Genomic DNA, 18,345 nt, shown 5'->3' on the forward strand with positions numbered 1-18,345 from the left:
CTCCACGATCTATTCGATGGCATGTTCGAGTGGTCTGACCTGCGGTAATTTCGGGAGGGGCAATCAGTTTTCGGAAGATTAACCAGATATCTGGTCAATTCTTGTCGTATGACGGATACTGCCCTAGGCAAACTCAACCGATCGGCGAGTCGTCTAGCGAGTCGGTCAGGCCGGCTCGATGACCGCGCAGATGTGCGGTAGCAAACGGAGTAGGAACACCATGACTGTCGAAACAATCGCAGTCGGCCCGGGGGGCACACGCGATGCCGAGGTGTTGCGGTTTCGCGACATGCATTCCGGATATGTCTTTCATGTCGCCACTCCGCAGGCTCATCCCGATCTGTGGCGTCGATATCTGCGTGGTGCGCTGCAGGTTTACCGGCATTACGGCGTTGATCACGCTTTGGAATACGACAGCGTTGTCGACGGCCGTTCGACGTCGTTGTTCTTCGCCGCCGTGGATCCGTCCGGCGCGGTCGTCGCGGGATTGCGGGCGCAGGGGCCCTACGGTGCGGCCGACGACGTGCACGCACTGCGCGCCTGGGCCGGTCGACCCGGTGTCGCCGAGTTGCGCGCGATGGTTGCCGATCGGATACCAGAAGGTGTGGTCGAGGTGAAGGCGGTCTGGGTCTCCCGAGCGGCCGAGCATCGTGCCGCGCTCGCCGCAGCGGTCTCCCGCTGTGTCGTGCACGCCGCCCGGCTGCTCGATGCCAGGTTCAGTTTCGTCACCACTGCCACGCGAAATATCGGTCTGTACCGCTCGAGCGGTGGGTATGTCGCCGATCGGATACCGGAGGTGCCCTATCCTGACGACCGCTATCGGACCATTCCGATGTGGTGGGATACCCGGACATACCGGTCATTAGCCACCAAATTGCAGAGTTCGTTGACCGCGCTGGAGCGTGCGGCACTCGATGCCTGGCTGTCGCCGCATGGTCGAGCGCCCTCGGGTGGATGTGGATCAGGGATCGGAGGATTGGCGCAGGCATGAACGGTGAGCTCACCGCGGACCACCGCCCGCTGATTCTCGATGAAAATGCCACAGACGACGCACGGATCCTCGTGCAATTGCGGAAATCGCCGCAGGTCCGCATTCTCGACCTGCGTGATGTGCTGCGCGCCGAACTCGCCAAGGTGCGTCGGCCGCCGGCGGATCTCGGCGGGCCGGAAACGGACCGCTGGGTCTATTACCCGTGGCGGCGCACACTCGTCGGATTGCCGGGTGAAAAGACATTTCGGGCAATTCGCTTGGACCGCAACCAGAACAAGCTCACCCGCGCCGAACAGGAACGTTGCGCCGGTCTCGCGATCGGCGTTGTCGGACAGAGCGTCGGACACGCGGTTGCTTACACATTGGCGCTGGAAGGCACCTGTGGCTTATTGCGCCTGGCCGATTTCGACGACATCGAGCTGTCGAATCTGAATCGGGTGCCCGGTGGGATCTTCGATATCGGTGTGAACAAATCCATCGTGACCGCGCGTCGGATCGCCGAACTCGATCCGTATCTGCCGGTCGAGGTCGCCACCGCGGGCGTGAACGAGGGCACCGTCGACGCATTTCTGCACGGGTTGTCGCTGGTCGTCGAGGAATGCGATTCGCTCGATATCAAGTTCGCCGTCCGGGAAGGTGCACGCCGACACCGCCTTCCGCTGTTGATGGATACCAGCGATCGCGGCCTGCTCGATGTCGAGCGCTATGACCTGGAACCGGACCGTCCGACGTTCCACGGTCTGCTCGGCGCGACGGTCGGCGCGGATCTGCGCGGGTTGTCCACCAAGGACAAGGCGCCGCACGTCATGCGGATTCTCGACCCGAAGGAGCTATCGGCGCGGATGGCGGCGAGTCTGGTCGAGATCGACGAAACCGTGACGACCTGGCCGCAACTCGGCGGTGACGTACAGCTGGGCGCGGCCATCGTGGCGGCGGCGGTGCGCCGGGTCGGGCTCGGACAGAAACTGTCCTCGGGCCGGACCCGGTTCGATCTGGAGCGTGGTCTCGACGAGCTGGCCGAACCGGAGCCGGTGTGTGAGAAGGTGTCCGACGAATTTCCGGTGCCCGAAGTCGGTGGACCGGATCCGGACGGGTCCGCCGTCGAGAAGGTCCTCGAATCCGCGCAGCGGGCGCCGTCGGGCGGCAATACCCAACCGTGGTACCTGCGCGTCGATGGCGACGAGCTACGCATCGATCTCGTCCGAACCCGCTCGTCGGCATTGGATATCGGCTATCGCGCCAGCGCGGTATCGATCGGCGCGGCGCTCTACAACGCCCGCGCCGCGGCCGCCGCGCACGGTCTGCTCGGTGCGCACGAGTTCATCGAGAACAACTCCACCCCATTTTCCGCGGTGCTGCATCTCGGCAACGGCACCGATCCCGCACTGGCCGCGGACTATCCGGCCACGCTGACCCGCGAGACGAACCGACACCTCGGCGCGGGCGCGCCGCTAGCCGATCATGTCCTGCCTGCCCTGGACGCGGCCGCCACCGATGCGGTGGTCCATGCCATCACCGCACCCGATGAGCTCGCCGCTGCGGCCGCGCTGGTCGGCGAATCCGATCGCATTCGCTATCTGACTCCGCGCCTGCATCAGGAGATGTTCGGCGAACTGCGCTGGCCCGGCGAGGATCCGCGCACCGGGATCGATATCCGGAGTATGGAATTGGCCGCCGACGAGCAGGCCAAAATCCGGATCGGGGAGCGCTCGGATGTCATGGATCGGCTGCGCGAATGGTCCGGCGGGACCGCGCTCGGCGAGTACAGCCGTGATCGCGTGCTGTCGAGTTCGGCGGTGCTGGCGATAACTTTTCCGCGTCGATCCGGAGCAGAGTCGGTATCACTTGCCGACTACGCCCGCGGCGGCGCGGCCGTGCAGCGGGTCTGGATCGCGGCGCAACGGCTCGGTCTTGCGGTGCAACCGGTCTCGCCTTTGTTCCTTTATGCGCGGCACCCCGACGAGCTGAAAGGGATTTCACCGGATTTCGCGGATACACTTACGACACTTCAGGGCCGTTTCCTGGACCTGCTTGGAGTGCCTGAGCATGAGATCATGGCATTGGTGCTTCGCCTGAGCTATGCGGCAGCAGCCACGGTCCGCAGCAGGCGGCTTCCAGTGCCGGGCGCGGGCAACCGCAGCTAGCGCGATCGGAGATAGGGTGCCTCGGCGAACGCTCGACTCATTGGTGACCCAGGTCGCCTCCGAGTTGATGGGCGTCGACGCCACAACGATGGTGGCGGCGAGTGAACGGGTGCTGGCCAGGTTGGTCGAGCATTTCGATGTCGATTTCAGCTACCTACGCCATACCGATAGAGAGCAGCGGGCGACCGTGCTCATCGCGGAGTGGCCGCACCGTGGTGACATACCGGATCCGGACCCGCTGAAGATCGTGCATTTCGAGCACGCCGACTCGGTATTTCGGGAATTGGAGCACGCCACCGAGCCGATCATCGTGCGGCCGTCCCAGCAATCCGCCGATTATCAGGAGACGATCCGGCGTTCGTCGGGTATTCCGCAGGTCGCGATGGCCGCGGTGCCGCTGTTGTCGCGCGGCGAGTCGACCGGCGTGCTGGGATTCATCAAACAGGGCGATCGCGACTGGAGTACTCGGGAACTGAACGTACTCAAGGCGATCGCCGCACTCTTCGCGCAGTTGCAGGCGCGCGTCGTGGCCGAGGAACGATTGCGGTATATCGCCCTGCACGACGATCTGACCGGGTTGGCGAACCGGCGGGCGCTGCTCGAGCATATGGAGGAGCGGCTCAGACAGGGCAGTCCCGGCCCGGTGGCCGCCTTCTTCCTCGATCTCGACCGGCTCAAAGCGCTCAACGATTTTCTCGGACATACCGCGGGGGACAACTTCATTCGCACGCTCTCCTCGCGACTGCGGGAGAATCTCGATCCCAATGACATGATCGCCCGACTCGGTGGCGACGAATTCGTCATCGTGCCGGCCAAACCGATGGATGCGGTGGCGGCCGAATTGGAGGCCACGCGGATACAGCAGCTCATCGGACGGCGGGTGACCGTCGGCGGGGAATCGGTCAGCCGCGGCGCCAGCGTCGGTGTCGCGGTCGGTATTCCGGGGGAGACCACGGTCGCGGATGTGCTGCGCCGGGCCGATCACGCGCTGCTGTCGGCGAAATCGGGCGGCGGCAACGGTGTCGCGGTCTTCACCGACGCCATGCGCGCACAGTTCGAACTGCAGGACGATGTGGAGCTGAATCTGCGCGGCGCGGTCTCGGACGGCTCGCTGTTGCTGCACTATCAGCCCGAGGTCGATCTGCGCACCGGCCGGGTGGTGGCGCTGGAGGCGCTGGTGCGCTGGTTGCATCCGACCAGGGGGCTGCTGCCGCCCGGTGCGTTCGTCACCGTTGCCGAGGCCACCAATCTCGCGGGTGAGCTGGGGCGCTGGGTGATCCGCTCGGCCTGTGCGCAATTCGCCGAATGGCGCAGGCGCGGGCTGGCGGCGAATGTGGTGATGCGGATCAATGTTTCGCCGGTCCAGCTGGTGAGCCTGGATTTCGTGGAGCGGATCGAAGACATTCTGCGGCTGTTCGGGATCGACGGCAGTTCGGTCTGCCTGGAGATCACCGAACATGTGGTCGTGCAGGATCTGGCGCGCACGCAGGTCACGCTGCGCGGACTCAAGCGGATGGGCGTGCAGATCGCCATCGACGATTTCGGCACCGGATACAGCTCGCTCTCGCATCTGAAGGCGCTTCCGGTCGACGCGGTGAAGATCGACCGCGGCTTCGTGCAGCGCCTCGGCGCGAGCACCGACGATCTGGCGATCGTGAAATCCATTATCGGGTTGGCCGGGTCGTTCGGGCTCGGTGTGGTCGGGGAAGGCGTCGAGACGCCGGTGGCCGCGCGGACCCTGGTCGGGCTGGGCTGCTATCGGGCGCAAGGTTTTCTGATCGCGCGGCCGATGCCCGCCGACGAGGTCGAGGCGCATCTGGCGGTCGGGCGCATCCCGCTGGATCTCGACCTGCCTCGGGCGGGCCGGGGTACGACGCGGGCGTGACCGGTTCCTGGCTGCTGATCGAAACGCTCGGCGCGGACCGAGAGCCGACGCTGGTCGCGGATGGTGATCGCACCGGGGACCGGGTGCGCCTGCTGCGGGTCCGGCGCGAGCTGGGCTCGACGGTTTCCGCGCGCGTCGCCGAGGTGGTGGGGCGCGTCGTCGAGACGGGCGGTCCGGAATCAACACTGACGGCCTGACCGTGATCGGGTGCCCGCGCGCTGCGCCTTCGACGCGGTGCACGGTGTGCGGGTGGGTCCGCTGGGTAGCAGCTGATTCGTCAGCTCCTGGCTGTGAGCGGGATGCGTTACGGCCGGTTCCGGGTGTGAGACCGCTGCGCCGTCGCGCCCGTTAGCAGGGTCTTTCACGGGTGTTCATGCGGTGTTGGGCGCACCGGTTCCGGGGGGAACCCGATTCGCTGCACGATCGGCGATGTGCGCATCGTGCAGCTGGCGAACTTCTACGGTCCGCGGTCGGGTGGGCTGCGCACCGCTTTGCACCACCTGGGCGAGGGTTATGTGAACGCCGGGCACGAGGTGGTGCTGATCGTGCCCGGACCGCGCCGAGCCGAGGAGATCCTGCCGACCGGTGCGGTGCGGATCACCCTGCCGGCCTTGGCGATTCCGTGGACCGGAGGTTATCGGGCGGCGGATCCGCGCCGGGTGGCCGATGTGCTGGCCGGGTTGCGGCCGGACGTGCTCGAGGTTTCGGACCGGCTGACGCTGCGGGGATTCGGACGCTGGGCGCGCACCCGCGACGTGGCGAGCGTAATGATCTCGCACGAGCGCCTGGACCGACTACTCGGCCAGGTCATGCCCGGCCCGGTGGCTCGCCGGTGCGCCGATATCGCCAATCGGCGCACCGCGGACGACTACGACATCGTGGTCTGCACAACGGAATTCGCGCGCGCGGAGTTCCTGCGCATCGACGCGCCCAATGTCGAACTCGTGCCGCTCGGGGTAGATCTGGAGTTGTTCAGCCCGCGTCGCCGCGACTACCGCCTGCGCGCCGATCTCGGCGTGCCGGGACATCCGCTGCTTGTGCACTGCGGCAGATTGTCGGTGGAGAAGCGGGTGGATCGCAGCATCGAAGCCATCGGCGCACTGCGCAAGGCGGGGATCGAGGCCCGGCTGGTCGTGGCAGGGGAGGGGCCGCGGCGCGAAGCCCTGGAGCGCCGGGCCCGTTCTTTGCCGCCGCTGACCGGCGGTCTGCCCGCGGTGCACTTCACCGGATTCATCACCGATCGGGCCATGGTGGCGAAACTACTGGCCACCGCCGATGTTTCGCTGGCGCCGGGACCGCACGAAACCTTCGGACTCGCCGCACTGGAGGCATTGGCCGCAGGTACGCCGGTCGTCGCCAGCCGCTCCTCGGCGCTCGCCGATATCGTCACCGCCGAATGCGGCGCGGTCGCCGCCGATCGCCCATCCGCCTTCGCCCAGGCCGTCACCGATGTGCTCGCAATGCCCACCGCCGGGCGCCGGAAGGCGGCGCGCAGCCGGGCGGAGCAGTTCACCTGGCCCAGGGCGGTTGCGGGGATGTTGGCAGTGCTCGGGCGGTAACCTGCCGTCCCGAATCGAACTCCTCGACCCGCTTCGGCCGTATGAACGTCGGAACGTGACGGTTGCCGCGTACCCTGCGTGCAACCGATTGGGGCGATTCGAGATGGGATCCGGTGTGCTTGGCTTTGGGCGCAGGAAGACAGTGCGGGATGCGAAGGTGCTCGTCACCGGGGCGGCGAGCGGGATAGGCCGGGCGACCGCCCTGGCGTCCGCGGCCGGCGGGGCCGAACTGGTGCTGACCGATATCAATGCCGAGGGCCTCGAGGATACGGTTCGCACCATAAAGGAGGCGGGCGGCACCGTGCTCACCGCGCGTGCCCTGGATATCACCGACTACGACGCGGTCACCGCCTTCGCCACCGACGTGCACGCCGAATTCGGCAGCCTCGATATCGTCATGAATATCGCGGGCACGTCCACCTGGGGCACCGTCGAGAATCTCGAGCATCGCCACTGGCGCAAGATGGTGGACGTCAATCTGATGGGCCCCATCCATGTGATCGAGAACTTCGTGCCGCCGATGGTTCGGGCGAAACGCGGTGGGGCACTGGTGAATGTCTCCTCGGCGGCCGGAATCCTCGCGCTGCCCTGGCATGCCGCCTACAGCGCGGGCAAATTCGGCATCCGCGGCGTTTCCGAGGTGCTGCGATTCGACTTGCGGCGCCACGACATTTCGGTGCATCTGGTGGTGCCCGGCGCGGTGGACACACCGCTGGTGCACAGCGTCGAGTTGGTCGGCGTGGACAAGGAAGACCCGAGGATAAAGCGACTCACCACCGCGTTCACCAAGCATGCCGCATCGCCGGAACAAGTTGCGGCGGCGATCCTTCGCGGTATCGAGCGCAATCGGTTCCTCGTCTATACCTCCTTCGATATCCGCTTCGGCTATTGGTGGGCCCGCAAATTCGCCTACCCCTACGAATTCGTGATTCGCCGCACCAGCGATCGGTTCAACAGGCTGCTGGCTTCGATGGGCAGTTGAGCGTCACATCGAGCACACGGGCGCCCGGCCCCTGTTCGCCGAGGCGGTCGTGTTCGTTGACCAGTCGGCAGCTGCCGAGCGACAGGCAGCCGCAGCCGATGCAGCCGGTGAGGTTGTCGCGCAGGCGAGTCAGCTGGGTGATGCGGTCGTCGAGGTCGGCCTGCCACGCGGTGGAAAGGGTCTCCCAGTCGCGCCGGGTGGGGGTCCGGCCCTCGGGGAGCTTGTCCAGTGCGGCGCGGATTTCGCTCAATGGAATGCCGACCCGCTGGGAGATGCGGATGAAGGCGACGCGACGCAGCGTTTCGCGCGCGTATCTGCGTTGATTTCCACTTGTGCGACGACTCGAAATGAGACCCTCGCGTTCGTAGAAGTGCAACGCGGAGACCGCTACTCCGCTACGCTCGGACAGCTGCCCGGGGGTCAGCTCCTTCGCTCGCCAATCGGTTGTCGACATCACGCTCCTCCATTCACCTCAACAATACTTCAGGTTAGGGTGTGCTGGGGTCGGAATCGGAGACACCCAATTGCGTGCTCTTACGCCTTCGGCGAACTACGGTCGGATCATGGGAGCAGACGCGGTGCGGGCGGGGCACGATGGCGGTGCGGGCGATGAGTTGAACGGTGTCGGCGATCCGGGCGGTCTGCTGGCGGTCAGCTCGGAGGTCGGGACCCTGCGCACGGTGCTGCTGCACCGGCCCGGCGACGAACTGCGGCGGCTGACCCCGCGCAATAACGATCAATTGCTCTTCGACGGCATTCCCTGGGTCGAGCGGGCTCAGCAGGAGCACGACATCTTCTCCGGGGTGCTGCGCGAACGCGGCGTCGAGGTGCTGCTGCTCGCCGATCTGCTCGCCGAAACCCTCTCGGTCAGCGGCGCGGCGCGCATCCAGGGCATCTCCGGCGCGGTCGACGCCCGCAAACTCGGACATATGCTGGCCGACGAGCTCGCGGCGTTCCTGCGCGGCGTCCGGGCCAGGGATCTCGCCAACATCCTGATGGCCGGGATGACCTTCGACGAACTGCCCTTCGAGGGCGACAACACCTCGCTGGTGCGGCGCATGCACCACGGTGCGGATTTCGTCATCGATCCGCTGCCGAATCTGCTGTTCACCAGGGATTCGTCATTCTGGGTCGGCCCGAGGGTTGCGATCACCTCCCTCGCCCTGCCCGCCCGGATGCGCGAGACCTCGCTGACCGATCTCATCTACGCATTCCATCCGCGTTTCCTCGGCGTGCGGCGGGCCTACGAATCGCATACCGCGCCGATCGAGGGCGGTGATGTGCTGTTGCTCGCGCCCGGCGTGGTCGCGGTCGGGGTCGGCGAGCGCACCTCGCCCGCGGGTGCGGAAGCGTTGGCGCGCAGTCTGTTCGACGACGATCTCGCCCACACGGTGCTGGTCGTCCCGATCGCCCAGAATCGCGCGACCATGCACCTGGACACGGTCTGCACCATGGTCGACACCGATGCCGTCGTGATGTATCCGGCGGTCCGGGATTCGCTGTGCGCGTTCACGATTCATCGCGAGGACGCTGAACCCAACGGCTATTTCGGCGGCGGACGCAACGACCAGGCCCGGGTCAGCGTGCGCGGCCCCGATCCGTTCCTGCCGGCCGCCGCGGATGCGATGGGCATCGGTAAGCTGCGGGTCATCGATACCGGGCTCGATGTGGTCACCGCCGAACGTGAGCAGTGGGACGACGGCAACAACACGCTGGCGCTCGCGCCCGGCGTGGTCATTGCCTACGAGCGCAACGATATGACCAATGCGCGGCTCGAGGACGCGGGCATCGAAGTGCTGCGCATCCCGGGCTCCGAATTGGGTTCCGGCCGTGGCGGACCGCGGTGCATGTCCTGCCCGCTGTCCCGAGATGACGTGTGAGCGTGCGATGTTCACCATTACCGTGACCCACGATTCGTCGATTCCGCCCTACGAGCAGTTGCGGCTGGGTGTCATCGCGCAGGTGCGCTCCGGGGAGTTGACGGCGGGAACGAAGATCCCGACGGTGCGAGCTCTGGCCGCGCAACTCGGGCTCGCGCCGAATACGGTCGCTCGTGCCTATCGGGAACTCGAGGCCGATGGGGTCGTCGAAACCCGGGGCAGGCAAGGATCTTTCATCGCGTCCTCGGGTGACCCGACCAAAGATCTGGCCGGGCGCGCCGCGACCGACTACGTCGCCACCATCAGACGGCTCGGTCTCGATGACGAGGCCGCCCTGAAGTACGTCAGGGCGGCTCTGGAGAGTTAGCCCTCAGCGCCAACTGGGCAGCCAGAGATGGTCGTGCCAGTTACCGGGCGTAATCGGCAGCGCGGTCAGAATCGGCCAGAGCCAGATGAAATTGGCGATCACCAGGCCGAGGTAGATGCAGACCGCGAGCAATCCGAGACTGCGCCGTTCACTGGGCACCGCGGGCAGATAGGTGCCCGCCGGACTTCGCGGTATGTGCACCGATCGGGCCGGGCCGAGAATATCGCCGCACACCAGTGCGATCCCCATCACCAGGAACGGGGCCAGCGGCACGGCGTAGAAGTAGTACATCTGCCGATCGAGGGTGAAGAACCAGGGAATGAGTCCAGCGCCGTATCCGGTGAGTACCGCCGCATAGCGCCAGTCCCGACGGACCACAGTGCGCCACAGCATCCAGCCCAGCACCGGGAATGCGATCCACCAGATCGCCGGGGTGCCGATCAGCATCACGGCCTTCACGCACTGGGTTTGACCGCAGCCGGTGACACCGCTGTCGGCGTAGTAGTAGAGCATCGGCCGCAGCCCCATCGGCCAGGTCCACGGCTTGGATTCCCAGGGGTGATGGTTACCGGCCGAATTGGTCAGACCCTCGTGGAAGCGCAGCGTTTCGCCGCTGTAGTACCACAGCGAGCGCAGCGCATTCGGCAGCCATGACCACGGTCCGTCGCGACCGACCTGATTGCCGACCGCATAGCGGAAGACACCGTCCTCACTGGCGAACCAGGCCCAGTAACTGGCCAGATACACCCCGAGCGGAATCAGCACCAACGAGTACAGCGCGGGCCCGACATCACGCACCGCCGTGCCGACCCAGGGCCGACGCACGCCGTAGGCGCGCCGCGCGGAGACGTCGAAATAGACGCTCATGAGCCCGTACGCGAGGATGAAGTACATCCCGGACCACTTTGTGCCGCAGGAGAGTCCGAGCAGTACACCGGCGCCGAAGCGCCACCAGCGCACTCCTAGTCGCGGACCCCATTCGCTCGCATCGATCCGACCCTCGTAGTCCGCCTTGGCGATTCGGGCGCGCACCTCGTCGCGGTCCACGATCAGACAGCCGAATGCGGCGGTGACCAGCACTCCCATGAAGATGTCGAGCATGCCGATGCGCGAGGAGACGAAGGTGAGTCCGTCGGCGATCAGCAGAATGCCCGCGACCGCGCCGACCATGGTGGACCGCGCCATCCGGCGCACGATCCGGATGACCAGCAGCACCAGGATCGTGCCCGCCAGCGCCGCACTGAATCGCCAACCCCAGCCGTTGTAGCCGAACATCCACTCGCCCACCGCGATCAGCTGTTTGCCGATCGGGGGATGCACCACCAACCCGTATGCGGGATTGTCCTCGACGCCGCCGCCGGTGAGGATCTGCCAGGCCTGTGGCGCGTAATGCTTCTCGTCGAAGACCGGGGTGTAGGCGTCGGTCGGATAGTCCAGCAGGATGAACCGCGTCAACGCCGCGATCGCGGTGAGTACCGCGGTGACCACCCACCCCTGGAGCTTGTCGAGCGGCCCGAAGTCTGGCGATGGACGCAGGGGCGCGGGGCTCGACCAAGAGGGCACGGCCCCGGCTACGGTCGCGCGCTGGTCGGTCACCTGGGTCACGCCCCGATCGTATGCTGTGCGCGCCACCGTGACCCGCACCGGTGAGCGCGCCGCCGCGCGAATCACACCCTGAGCTGCATTCACGGATTTTTCCATGAGTGCCGCCATTCGATGCCGAGATCGACGAGGTGCGGCGCAGCTGGGGATTGTACGGCGGTGGCAGTCCGGGGCGTGGTCGGCGGCATCGTGCCGATACGCTGCCTTGGGACTACGCGGTCGAGGGACAGGAGAGTGGTGGCGGACCAGGTGGGGCGATTGGTGCTCGCGGCGACGCCGATGGGTGAGATCGGCGACGCCTCACGGCGGCTACGCGAGGCGCTCGGAACCGCCGAGATCATCGCGGCCGAGGACACCCGGCGCACCCGCTCCCTCGCCAAGGCCCTGGAGGTGGAAATCACCGGGCGGGTCCTGCGGTTCGACGACCACGTGGAGTCCGCCAAGATTCCGGCGCTGCTCGATGAGATCGAGGCCGGCAGCACGGTGCTGCTGGTGACCGATGCGGGCATGCCGTCGGTGAGCGATCCGGGCTATCGCATGGTGGTGGCCTGTGTCGAGCGTCAGCTGCCGGTCACCTGCCTGCCGGGACCGTCGGCGGTGACCACCGCACTGGCACTGTCCGCGCTCCCGGTGGAACGCTTCTGCTTCGACGGATTCGCGCCGCGCAAATCCGGCCAGCGTCGAGAGTGGTTGCGCACCTTACTTACCGAGCCGCGCGCCTGCGTGTTCTTCGAAGCGCCGCACCGGCTCGCCGACTGCCTGGCCGACGCGGTCGAGGTGCTCGGTCCCGACCGGCGGGCCGCGGTCTGCCGGGAACTGACCAAGACCTACGAGGAGGTCGTCCGCGGCAACCTCGGCGAACTAGCCGCCTGGGCGGTCGATGGGGCGCGCGGTGAAATCACCGTCGTCCTCGAAGGCGCACAACCCGTCGCGGCCGATCCCGCCGATCTGGTCGACGAGGTCGAATCGCTGACCGCCGAAGGTATTCGCCTCAAGGACGCCTGCGCCCAAGTGGCAGGCGCGACCGGCGTTTCCCGCCGCGAACTCTACGACGCTGTGCTGAGCGCACGCCGCAACGGCGGTGACAGTTCCTAGGCGCGACTCGCCATCGCCGACACTCCCGGGCGGCCGGATGGGGAGTGTCATAGTGCTATCGATCACGGGCGCGACGATGATCGGTGTCATGACCTCTTTGGAAAGCAAGGCGAAGGCGTTTCTCGAATTGCATGTCCCGGGCGATCCCGGTGTCTTTCCGACGGTGTGGGATGCGTGGTCGGCGAATGTCGCTGTCGCGGCGGGATTTTCGGCGCTCACCCTCGGCAGTCATCCGGTCGCCGATTCGGTCGGACGCAGCGATAAGGAAGGGATGACATTCGCGGAACTGTTGACCCGCGTCCGGCAGATCACCGGAGCGGTCGATGTTCCGGTCTCCGTCGATATCGAATCCGGTTACGGCCTCGAGCCCGCGCAGTTGATCGAGGGACTGCTGGAGGCGGGCGCGATCGGCCTCAATATCGAGGACACGGTGCACAGCGAGGGCGGCCGGTTGCGCACGCCCGAGGAGCATGCCGATTTCGTGCACGGTTTGCGGCAATACGCCGATGCGGCGGGCGTGCATGTGGTCATCAATGCGCGCACCGACCTGTTCATGCGCGAGGACGGTGACGCGAGCGACCGCGTCGATCGCGCCATCGCGCGCCTGCGGCTGGCCGCTGCGGCGGGTGCGGATTCGCTGTTCCCGGCGGGTCGGCACTCCGATACCGATATGCGTCGGCTGACCAGCGAATTGCCGCTGCCCATCAGTGCTGTCGGGCTGCCCGATAAGTCGGATAAGGCCGTCTTCGCCGAGCAGGGCGTCGGCCGCATCACCTTCGGCCCCATGCTGCAGTGGGCGCTGACCGCCGAGATCAATCGGCTGCTCGACCGCTGGAAGTGAGACGAACGAGCCCCCGGGCTTCTGCCGCTCGAGTTCACACGGTCGTCGCAACACTCTCGATTCGGGAGGTTGCGGCGACCCCGTGAAACCAAGCCGAAGTTCGGGGGCTCGATCGGTACTAGTGCTTCGGCTCCACGTAGCGCGGGTAGACCGCTTCGGGCTCCGGCAACGGGGTGCCCGGAACCAGCGGGGTTGCGATATCAGCGAATGTGCGGTTCTGGCTGGCAAGCAGATCCAGGATCTTGCCCGCCGATTCCGGCACCACCGGCTGCACCAGAATCGCCACGATGCGCAGCAGTTCGACGGTCACGTACAGCACCGTCGCCTCGCGGGCCAGCGACTCCTCGGTGCCGGTCTTGGCCAGCGCCCACGGCGCCTCCGCGGAGAAGTAGCGGTTGGCCTCACCGAGCGTCAGCCAGATCGCCTCCAACGCCAAATGCATTTGCTGGGCATCGAATTCGGTACGGCAGCGTTCCAGCAGACCGTTGGCGCGGTCGAGCAGGGCGCGATCGGCCTCGGTGAATTCGCCCGGTGTCGGCACCACGCCGCCGCAGTCGCGCGCGACCAGCTTCAGGCTGCGCTGCACCAGATTTCCGAATTCATTGGCCAGATCGGTATTGATCCGCCCGACGATCGCCTCATGGCTGTAGCTGCCGTCCTGACCGTAGGAGATCTCGCGCAGCAGGAAGAACCGCACCGCATCCACGCCGTACTCGTCGACCAGCGCCAGTGGGTCGACCACATTGCCGACCGACTTGGACATCTTCTCGCCCTTGTTGTACAGGAAGCCGTGCACGAAAACGCGTTTCGGCAATTCGATCCCGGCCGACATCAGGAACGCGGGCCAGTACACGGTGTGGAACCGGGTGATGTCCTTACCGATGATGTGCACGTCGGCGGGCCAGAACCGCTGGAACGCAACGGATTCCGTATCCGGGAAGCCGACGCCGGTGATGTAGTTGGTGAGCGCGTCCACCCATACGTACATCACGTGATCGGGGTGTCCGGGCACCGGCACGCCCCAGTCGAAGGTGGTGCGTGAAATGGACAGGTCCTTCAGACCCGCCTTCACATAACTCACCATCTCGTTGCGAGCCGTTGCCGGCGCGATGAATTCGGGATGTTCGTCGTAGAGCGCGAGCAGCTTGTCCTGGTAGTTCGACAGCCGGAAGAAGTAGTTCGACTCCTCGGTCCAGGTGACCGGCGTCTTCGATTCGGTCGAGATCCGGGTGCCGTCCTCGAGCAGCGTCGTTTCTTCCTCGGTGTAGAACGCCTCGTCGCGCACCGAGTACCAACCCGAGTAGTTGTCCAGGTAGATATCGCCGTTGGCGAGCATCCGCTCCCAGATCGCGGCGCTGGCCACCTGGTGGTCGTCATCGGTGGTGCGGATGAAGCGGTCGTAGGAGATGTCGAGCGTCTTGTCCATCGCCTCGAACACATCCGAGTTGCGCGCGGCGAGCTCCTCCACCGGCACCCCCTCGGTGACCGCGGTCTGCTGCATCTTCTGCCCGTGCTCATCGGTGCCGGTCATGAAGAAGACGTCATAACCGTCGAGCCGCTTGAAGCGGGCGAGGGCGTCGGCCGAGATGTACTCGTACGCATGCCCGATGTGCGGCGCACCGTTCGGGTATGCGATGGCCGTTGTGATGTAGAAGGCGGGGCGGTCAGCTGCGGTCATGGTGCATCTACTGTAATGCGCGTGGATTCCGACGCTCACGTGAATATCCCCCGACGCGATGGCCGCCCTCCGGCGCCCGCGTTCTGGTGTGCCGGAGTTTGCCGATGAGCGAGCGAACAAAAGACAGAGCCGCCAAACGGGCCGCGCCCGAGCTGCCGGAACCGCTCGCGCCGCTGGTGGACGCGCATACGCATCTGGATGCCTGCGGGGCGACCGATGCGGAGTCGACGGCGGTGATCGTGGACCGCGCGGCCTCGGTCGGGGTCGGCCGGGTGGTCACCGTCGCCGATGATCTGGCCGCGGCACAGTGGGCCGTACAGGCCGCGAACTGGGATCGAAGGGTGTTCGCCGCCGTGGCGCTGCATCCGACGCGGGCGAATGCGCTCGACGATACGGCCAAGGCCGAACTGGAGCGTTTGGCCGCCGACCCGCGCGTGGTCGCGATCGGCGAAACCGGTCTGGATTACTACTGGCCGGGCAAGTTGGCGGGCTGCGCCGATATCGAGGATCAGGTCGAGGGCTTCCGCTGGCATATCGACCTGGCCAAACGTCTGCGCAAGCCGCTGATGATCCACAACCGCGAGGCAGACCACGATCTGCTGACGGTATTGCTGGACGAGGGCGCTCCGGAAACCGTGATCTTCCATTGCTTTTCCTCGGACACCAATATGGCGATGTCCTGTGTCGCCGAGGGGTACATCCTCAGCTTCTCCGGCACGGTGAGTTTCAAGAACGCGCACGAATTGCGCGAGGCCGCGAAGGTCGTGCCCGATGACCAGATCCTGGTCGAAACCGATGCGCCCTATCTCACGCCGCATCCATTCCGTGGCGCACCCAACGAATCGTATTGCCTTCCCTACACCGTGCGCGCCCTGGCGGAATTGCGCGAACAGGATCCCGTGGCCCTCGCCGAAATCACCACCGCCAACGCCCGCCGCATCTACGGCATCTGAATTCGAGATCAGGTGGAATCGCGAGTGGCTCGCAATTTCACCTGATCTTGTTTCACATTTGGCCGGTAAGTGTGTCCTAGGTCACTTTGCTCGGCACGTTTTGTGATTTACCTGCGGCGTCGATATTGGTTTGTGATATTGATACCCGCCGCTCGTAACACTACGGTTGTAGACCGCTGACCCCTTCGTTATCGTACTGTGACCATGTCTCCATTCACGAGGATCAACCAGTCCCGCTCGCCGCTGCTGTACGCGGCGGTTGCGGCGTTGCTGGTGACGCTGATCGTCGGTGCCGCGATGGCGATCGTGAACCGCAAGACGGTCACGGTCGTCGTGGACGGTGAGCAGATGACGCAGACCACCATGTCACCCAATGTCAGCGGAGTGTTGAAGGCCGCGGGGTTCGACGTCAACGACCGCGACCTGGTCCGGCCCGCACTGGCCGCGACGATCGCCGATGGCGCGACCATCACCTACAACCGGGCACGCGAGGTCGCGATATCGCTGGACGGCAAGGCCGAGAAGGTGTGGTCGACCGGTCTGACCGCGGGCGATGTGGTCGACCAACTGCACCTGCCCCGCGAGGTATTCGTTTCCCCGGCCCGTAACGAGAAGTTGCCGCTCGAGGGCGCCGCGCTGCAGATCGCCAGCCCGCGTGCGGTATCGCTACTCGACGGCATCGGCAATCCGGTCGATGTTCGACTGGCCGCGCCGACCGTCGGTGAATTCCTCACCGCGGCGGGCATTCCGCTGATCGAGCAGGACACCGTCGAGCCCGCGGCGACCACGCCGCTCACCGATGGGCTGCGGATCGTGGTGACCCGCCAGCGCGTCGAGAACAAGGTCGAGACGGTGCCGCTGGATCCGCCGGAGAATGTGATCGAGGATCCGACCCTGAATATGAGCCGGACCGTGGTGGAGAGCCCGGGTGCGCCCGGCGTGCAGGACGTGACGTTCGCGGTGACCATGGTCAATGGCCAGGAGGTCAGTCGGCGACCGATCGCTTCCAATGTGAAGGTGACGGCTCAGCCGAAGACCGTCCGCAAGGGCGCCAAGCCCGGTACCGAGGTGCCGCCGGTGCGTGATGGCGATATCTGGGATGCGCTGGCCCGCTGCGAGTCCACCGGTAACTGGGGCATCAATACCGGCAACGGCTACTTCGGCGGCATCCAATTCGACCAGGGCACCTGGGAACGTCAGGGCGGTCTCAAATACGCCCCGCGCGCCGACCTGGCCACCCGCGAAGAACAGATCGCCATCGCCGAGGTCACCCGCGCCCGCCAGGGTTGGGGCGCCTGGCCCGCCTGCACCAGTCGCCTGGGCATCGGCTGATCACAGCGGGCGGGTTGATACGTTGTCGGACGTGTCCGAACCCGATATTTCCGCCCGTGGGAGTGCTGCGCTGCTCGGGCCCGCCGAGGTGCGGGCGCTGGCCGAGCGACTCGGCGTGCGGCCGACCAAGCAGCTCGGACAGAACTTCGTGCACGACGCCAATACGGTGCGGCGGATTGTCGCGGCGGCCGGGGTCGGGCGTGGGGATACGGTGCTCGAGGTCGGGCCGGGACTCGGTTCGCTGACATTGGCCCTGCTCGATGTGGTGGATTCGGTCATCGCCGTCGAGATCGATCCCGTACTGGCGAAACATCTTCCGGTGACCGTCGGGGATCGCGCGCCGGAACTGGCCGGGCAGTTGACCGTCGTGGAGGCCGATGCGCTGCGGGTTCGTGCGGACAAACTGCCTGCGGCACCGTCGGCGCTGGTGGCGAATCTGCCCTACAACGTCGCCGTGCCGGTGCTGCTGCACCTGCTCGCCGAATTGCCCAGCATCACAACCTCGTTGGTGATGGTGCAGGCCGAGGTCGCGGATCGTCTCGCCGCCGCGCCCGGCAGTCGCGTCTACGGCGTGCCGAGCGTCAAGGCGGGCTTCTTCGGCACCGTGCGCCGCGCCGGCGCGGTGGGCACCCAGGTGTTCTGGCCGGTGCCGCGTGTGGACTCCGGTCTGGTCCGCGTCGAGCGCTACGCCGAATCGCCCTGGCCGATGGACGAAGCGCACCGCCGCCGCGTCTTCGAGGTAGTCGACGCCGCCTTCGCCCAGCGCCGCAAAACCCTCCGCGCCGCCCTCGCCAACTGGGCCGGTTCCCCCGCCGAAGCCGAACGCCGCCTGGTCGCCGCCGGAATCGATCCGACGGCCCGCGGCGAAACTCTGGACACCGCAGCCTTCGTCCGCCTCGCCGCCCAGACGTAACTCGCGTCGGCGGCGCCGCGTGATGCCGGACTGGTCGGTTTCTGTGGCGGGTGAGGCGGGATGATGCATCGCGTTATCCACTCGGTTCGCTTGCTGAGGCGTCGCCGCAAGCGAAACAGATTG

At 66.2% G+C, this 18,345-nt stretch carries 16 protein-coding genes; 13 read left to right on the forward strand and 3 right to left on the reverse strand.

Features of this window, described 5'->3' with window-relative positions:
* Positions 1 to 220: 220 nt before the first annotated feature.
* From ACIBW7_RS22240 to ACIBW7_RS22265, 6 genes are all read left to right on the forward strand, one after another.
* Positions 221 to 991: a hypothetical protein gene (locus ACIBW7_RS22240; RefSeq protein WP_397049160.1), complete on the forward strand. Its 771-nt coding sequence runs from the start codon at positions 221 to 223 to the stop codon at positions 989 to 991.
* Entirely contained in the window at positions 988 to 3,135 is a 2,148-nt protein-coding gene (locus ACIBW7_RS22245; RefSeq protein ID WP_397049162.1) for an Rv1355c family protein, read from the forward strand. Before ACIBW7_RS22240 ends, ACIBW7_RS22245 begins: the two co-directional genes overlap by 4 nt.
* A gap of 67 nt (positions 3,136 to 3,202) precedes the next feature.
* Positions 3,203 to 5,020: a bifunctional diguanylate cyclase/phosphodiesterase gene (locus ACIBW7_RS22250; protein ID WP_051182549.1), complete on the forward strand. Its 1,818-nt coding sequence runs from the start codon at positions 3,203 to 3,205 to the stop codon at positions 5,018 to 5,020.
* Complete coding sequence (locus ACIBW7_RS22255; protein ID WP_397049164.1) at positions 5,017 to 5,217, forward strand: GAF domain-containing protein; 201 nt, start codon at positions 5,017 to 5,019, stop codon at positions 5,215 to 5,217. Before ACIBW7_RS22250 ends, ACIBW7_RS22255 begins: the two co-directional genes overlap by 4 nt.
* A gap of 234 nt (positions 5,218 to 5,451) precedes the next feature.
* On the forward strand, positions 5,452 to 6,579 hold the full coding sequence (locus ACIBW7_RS22260) for a glycosyltransferase (RefSeq protein ID WP_397049166.1): 1,128 nt from the start codon (positions 5,452 to 5,454) through the stop codon (positions 6,577 to 6,579).
* Positions 6,580 to 6,682: 103 nt separating this feature from the next.
* A complete protein-coding gene (locus tag ACIBW7_RS22265; RefSeq protein ID WP_397049168.1) occupies positions 6,683 to 7,561 on the forward strand; it encodes an SDR family oxidoreductase in 879 nt (292 codons plus the stop codon).
* On the opposite strand, the gene soxR is transcribed toward ACIBW7_RS22265, so the two are convergent.
* Complete coding sequence (soxR, locus tag ACIBW7_RS22270; protein WP_040695381.1) at positions 7,530 to 8,015, reverse strand: redox-sensitive transcriptional activator SoxR; 486 nt, start codon at positions 8,013 to 8,015, stop codon at positions 7,530 to 7,532. The two genes, ACIBW7_RS22265 and soxR, sit on opposite strands and share 32 nt — an antisense overlap.
* Positions 8,016 to 8,124: 109 nt before the next feature.
* Between soxR and arcA the strand changes: the two genes are divergently transcribed.
* Together arcA and ACIBW7_RS22280 are read left to right on the forward strand one after the other, a co-directional pair.
* Complete coding sequence (gene arcA, locus ACIBW7_RS22275; protein WP_397049170.1) at positions 8,125 to 9,441, forward strand: arginine deiminase; 1,317 nt, start codon at positions 8,125 to 8,127, stop codon at positions 9,439 to 9,441.
* Positions 9,442 to 9,448: 7 nt separating this feature from the next.
* Entirely contained in the window at positions 9,449 to 9,808 is a 360-nt protein-coding gene (locus ACIBW7_RS22280; protein WP_040695379.1) for a GntR family transcriptional regulator, read from the forward strand.
* A 3-nt stretch (positions 9,809 to 9,811) separates the two neighbouring features.
* On the opposite strand, the gene ACIBW7_RS22285 is transcribed toward ACIBW7_RS22280, so the two are convergent.
* Positions 9,812 to 11,413 (reverse strand): dolichyl-phosphate-mannose--protein mannosyltransferase, encoded by a 1,602-nt coding sequence (locus ACIBW7_RS22285; protein ID WP_397049172.1) that lies wholly within the window; start codon positions 11,411 to 11,413, stop codon positions 9,812 to 9,814.
* A 234-nt stretch (positions 11,414 to 11,647) separates the two neighbouring features.
* Here ACIBW7_RS22285 and rsmI point away from each other — a divergent pair, with 234 nt between their 5' ends.
* Together rsmI and ACIBW7_RS22295 are read left to right on the forward strand one after the other, a co-directional pair.
* Positions 11,648 to 12,505 carry a 16S rRNA (cytidine(1402)-2'-O)-methyltransferase gene (gene rsmI, locus ACIBW7_RS22290; RefSeq protein WP_397049174.1) on the forward strand — a complete coding sequence of 286 codons (858 nt, stop codon included), beginning with the start codon at positions 11,648 to 11,650 and terminating at the stop codon, positions 12,503 to 12,505.
* 88 nt (positions 12,506 to 12,593) lie between these two features.
* On the forward strand, positions 12,594 to 13,346 hold the full coding sequence (locus tag ACIBW7_RS22295) for an isocitrate lyase/phosphoenolpyruvate mutase family protein (protein WP_397049176.1): 753 nt from the start codon (positions 12,594 to 12,596) through the stop codon (positions 13,344 to 13,346).
* Between the two features lie 118 nt (positions 13,347 to 13,464).
* On the opposite strand, the gene metG is transcribed toward ACIBW7_RS22295, so the two are convergent.
* Entirely contained in the window at positions 13,465 to 15,051 is a 1,587-nt protein-coding gene (metG, locus tag ACIBW7_RS22300; RefSeq protein WP_397049934.1) for a methionine--tRNA ligase, read from the reverse strand.
* A gap of 77 nt (positions 15,052 to 15,128) precedes the next feature.
* Between metG and ACIBW7_RS22305 the strand changes: the two genes are divergently transcribed.
* The 3 genes from ACIBW7_RS22305 (at position 15,129) to rsmA (ending at position 18,222) form a co-directional block, all read left to right on the forward strand.
* A complete protein-coding gene (locus ACIBW7_RS22305; protein ID WP_397049178.1) occupies positions 15,129 to 15,977 on the forward strand; it encodes a TatD family hydrolase in 849 nt (282 codons plus the stop codon).
* A gap of 204 nt (positions 15,978 to 16,181) precedes the next feature.
* The gene (locus ACIBW7_RS22310; protein ID WP_397049180.1) at positions 16,182 to 17,309 is read left to right on the forward strand and encodes a transglycosylase family protein; all 1,128 of its coding nucleotides are present in this window, start codon (positions 16,182 to 16,184) and stop codon (positions 17,307 to 17,309) included.
* A 31-nt stretch (positions 17,310 to 17,340) separates the two neighbouring features.
* The gene (gene rsmA / locus ACIBW7_RS22315) at positions 17,341 to 18,222 is read left to right on the forward strand and encodes a 16S rRNA (adenine(1518)-N(6)/adenine(1519)-N(6))-dimethyltransferase RsmA (protein ID WP_397049182.1); all 882 of its coding nucleotides are present in this window, start codon (positions 17,341 to 17,343) and stop codon (positions 18,220 to 18,222) included.
* Positions 18,223 to 18,345: the final 123 nt, after the last annotated feature.

Source organism: Nocardia sp. NPDC049526 (assembly GCF_044465765.1).
Taxonomy (GTDB): Bacteria; Actinomycetota; Actinomycetes; order Mycobacteriales; family Mycobacteriaceae; genus Nocardia.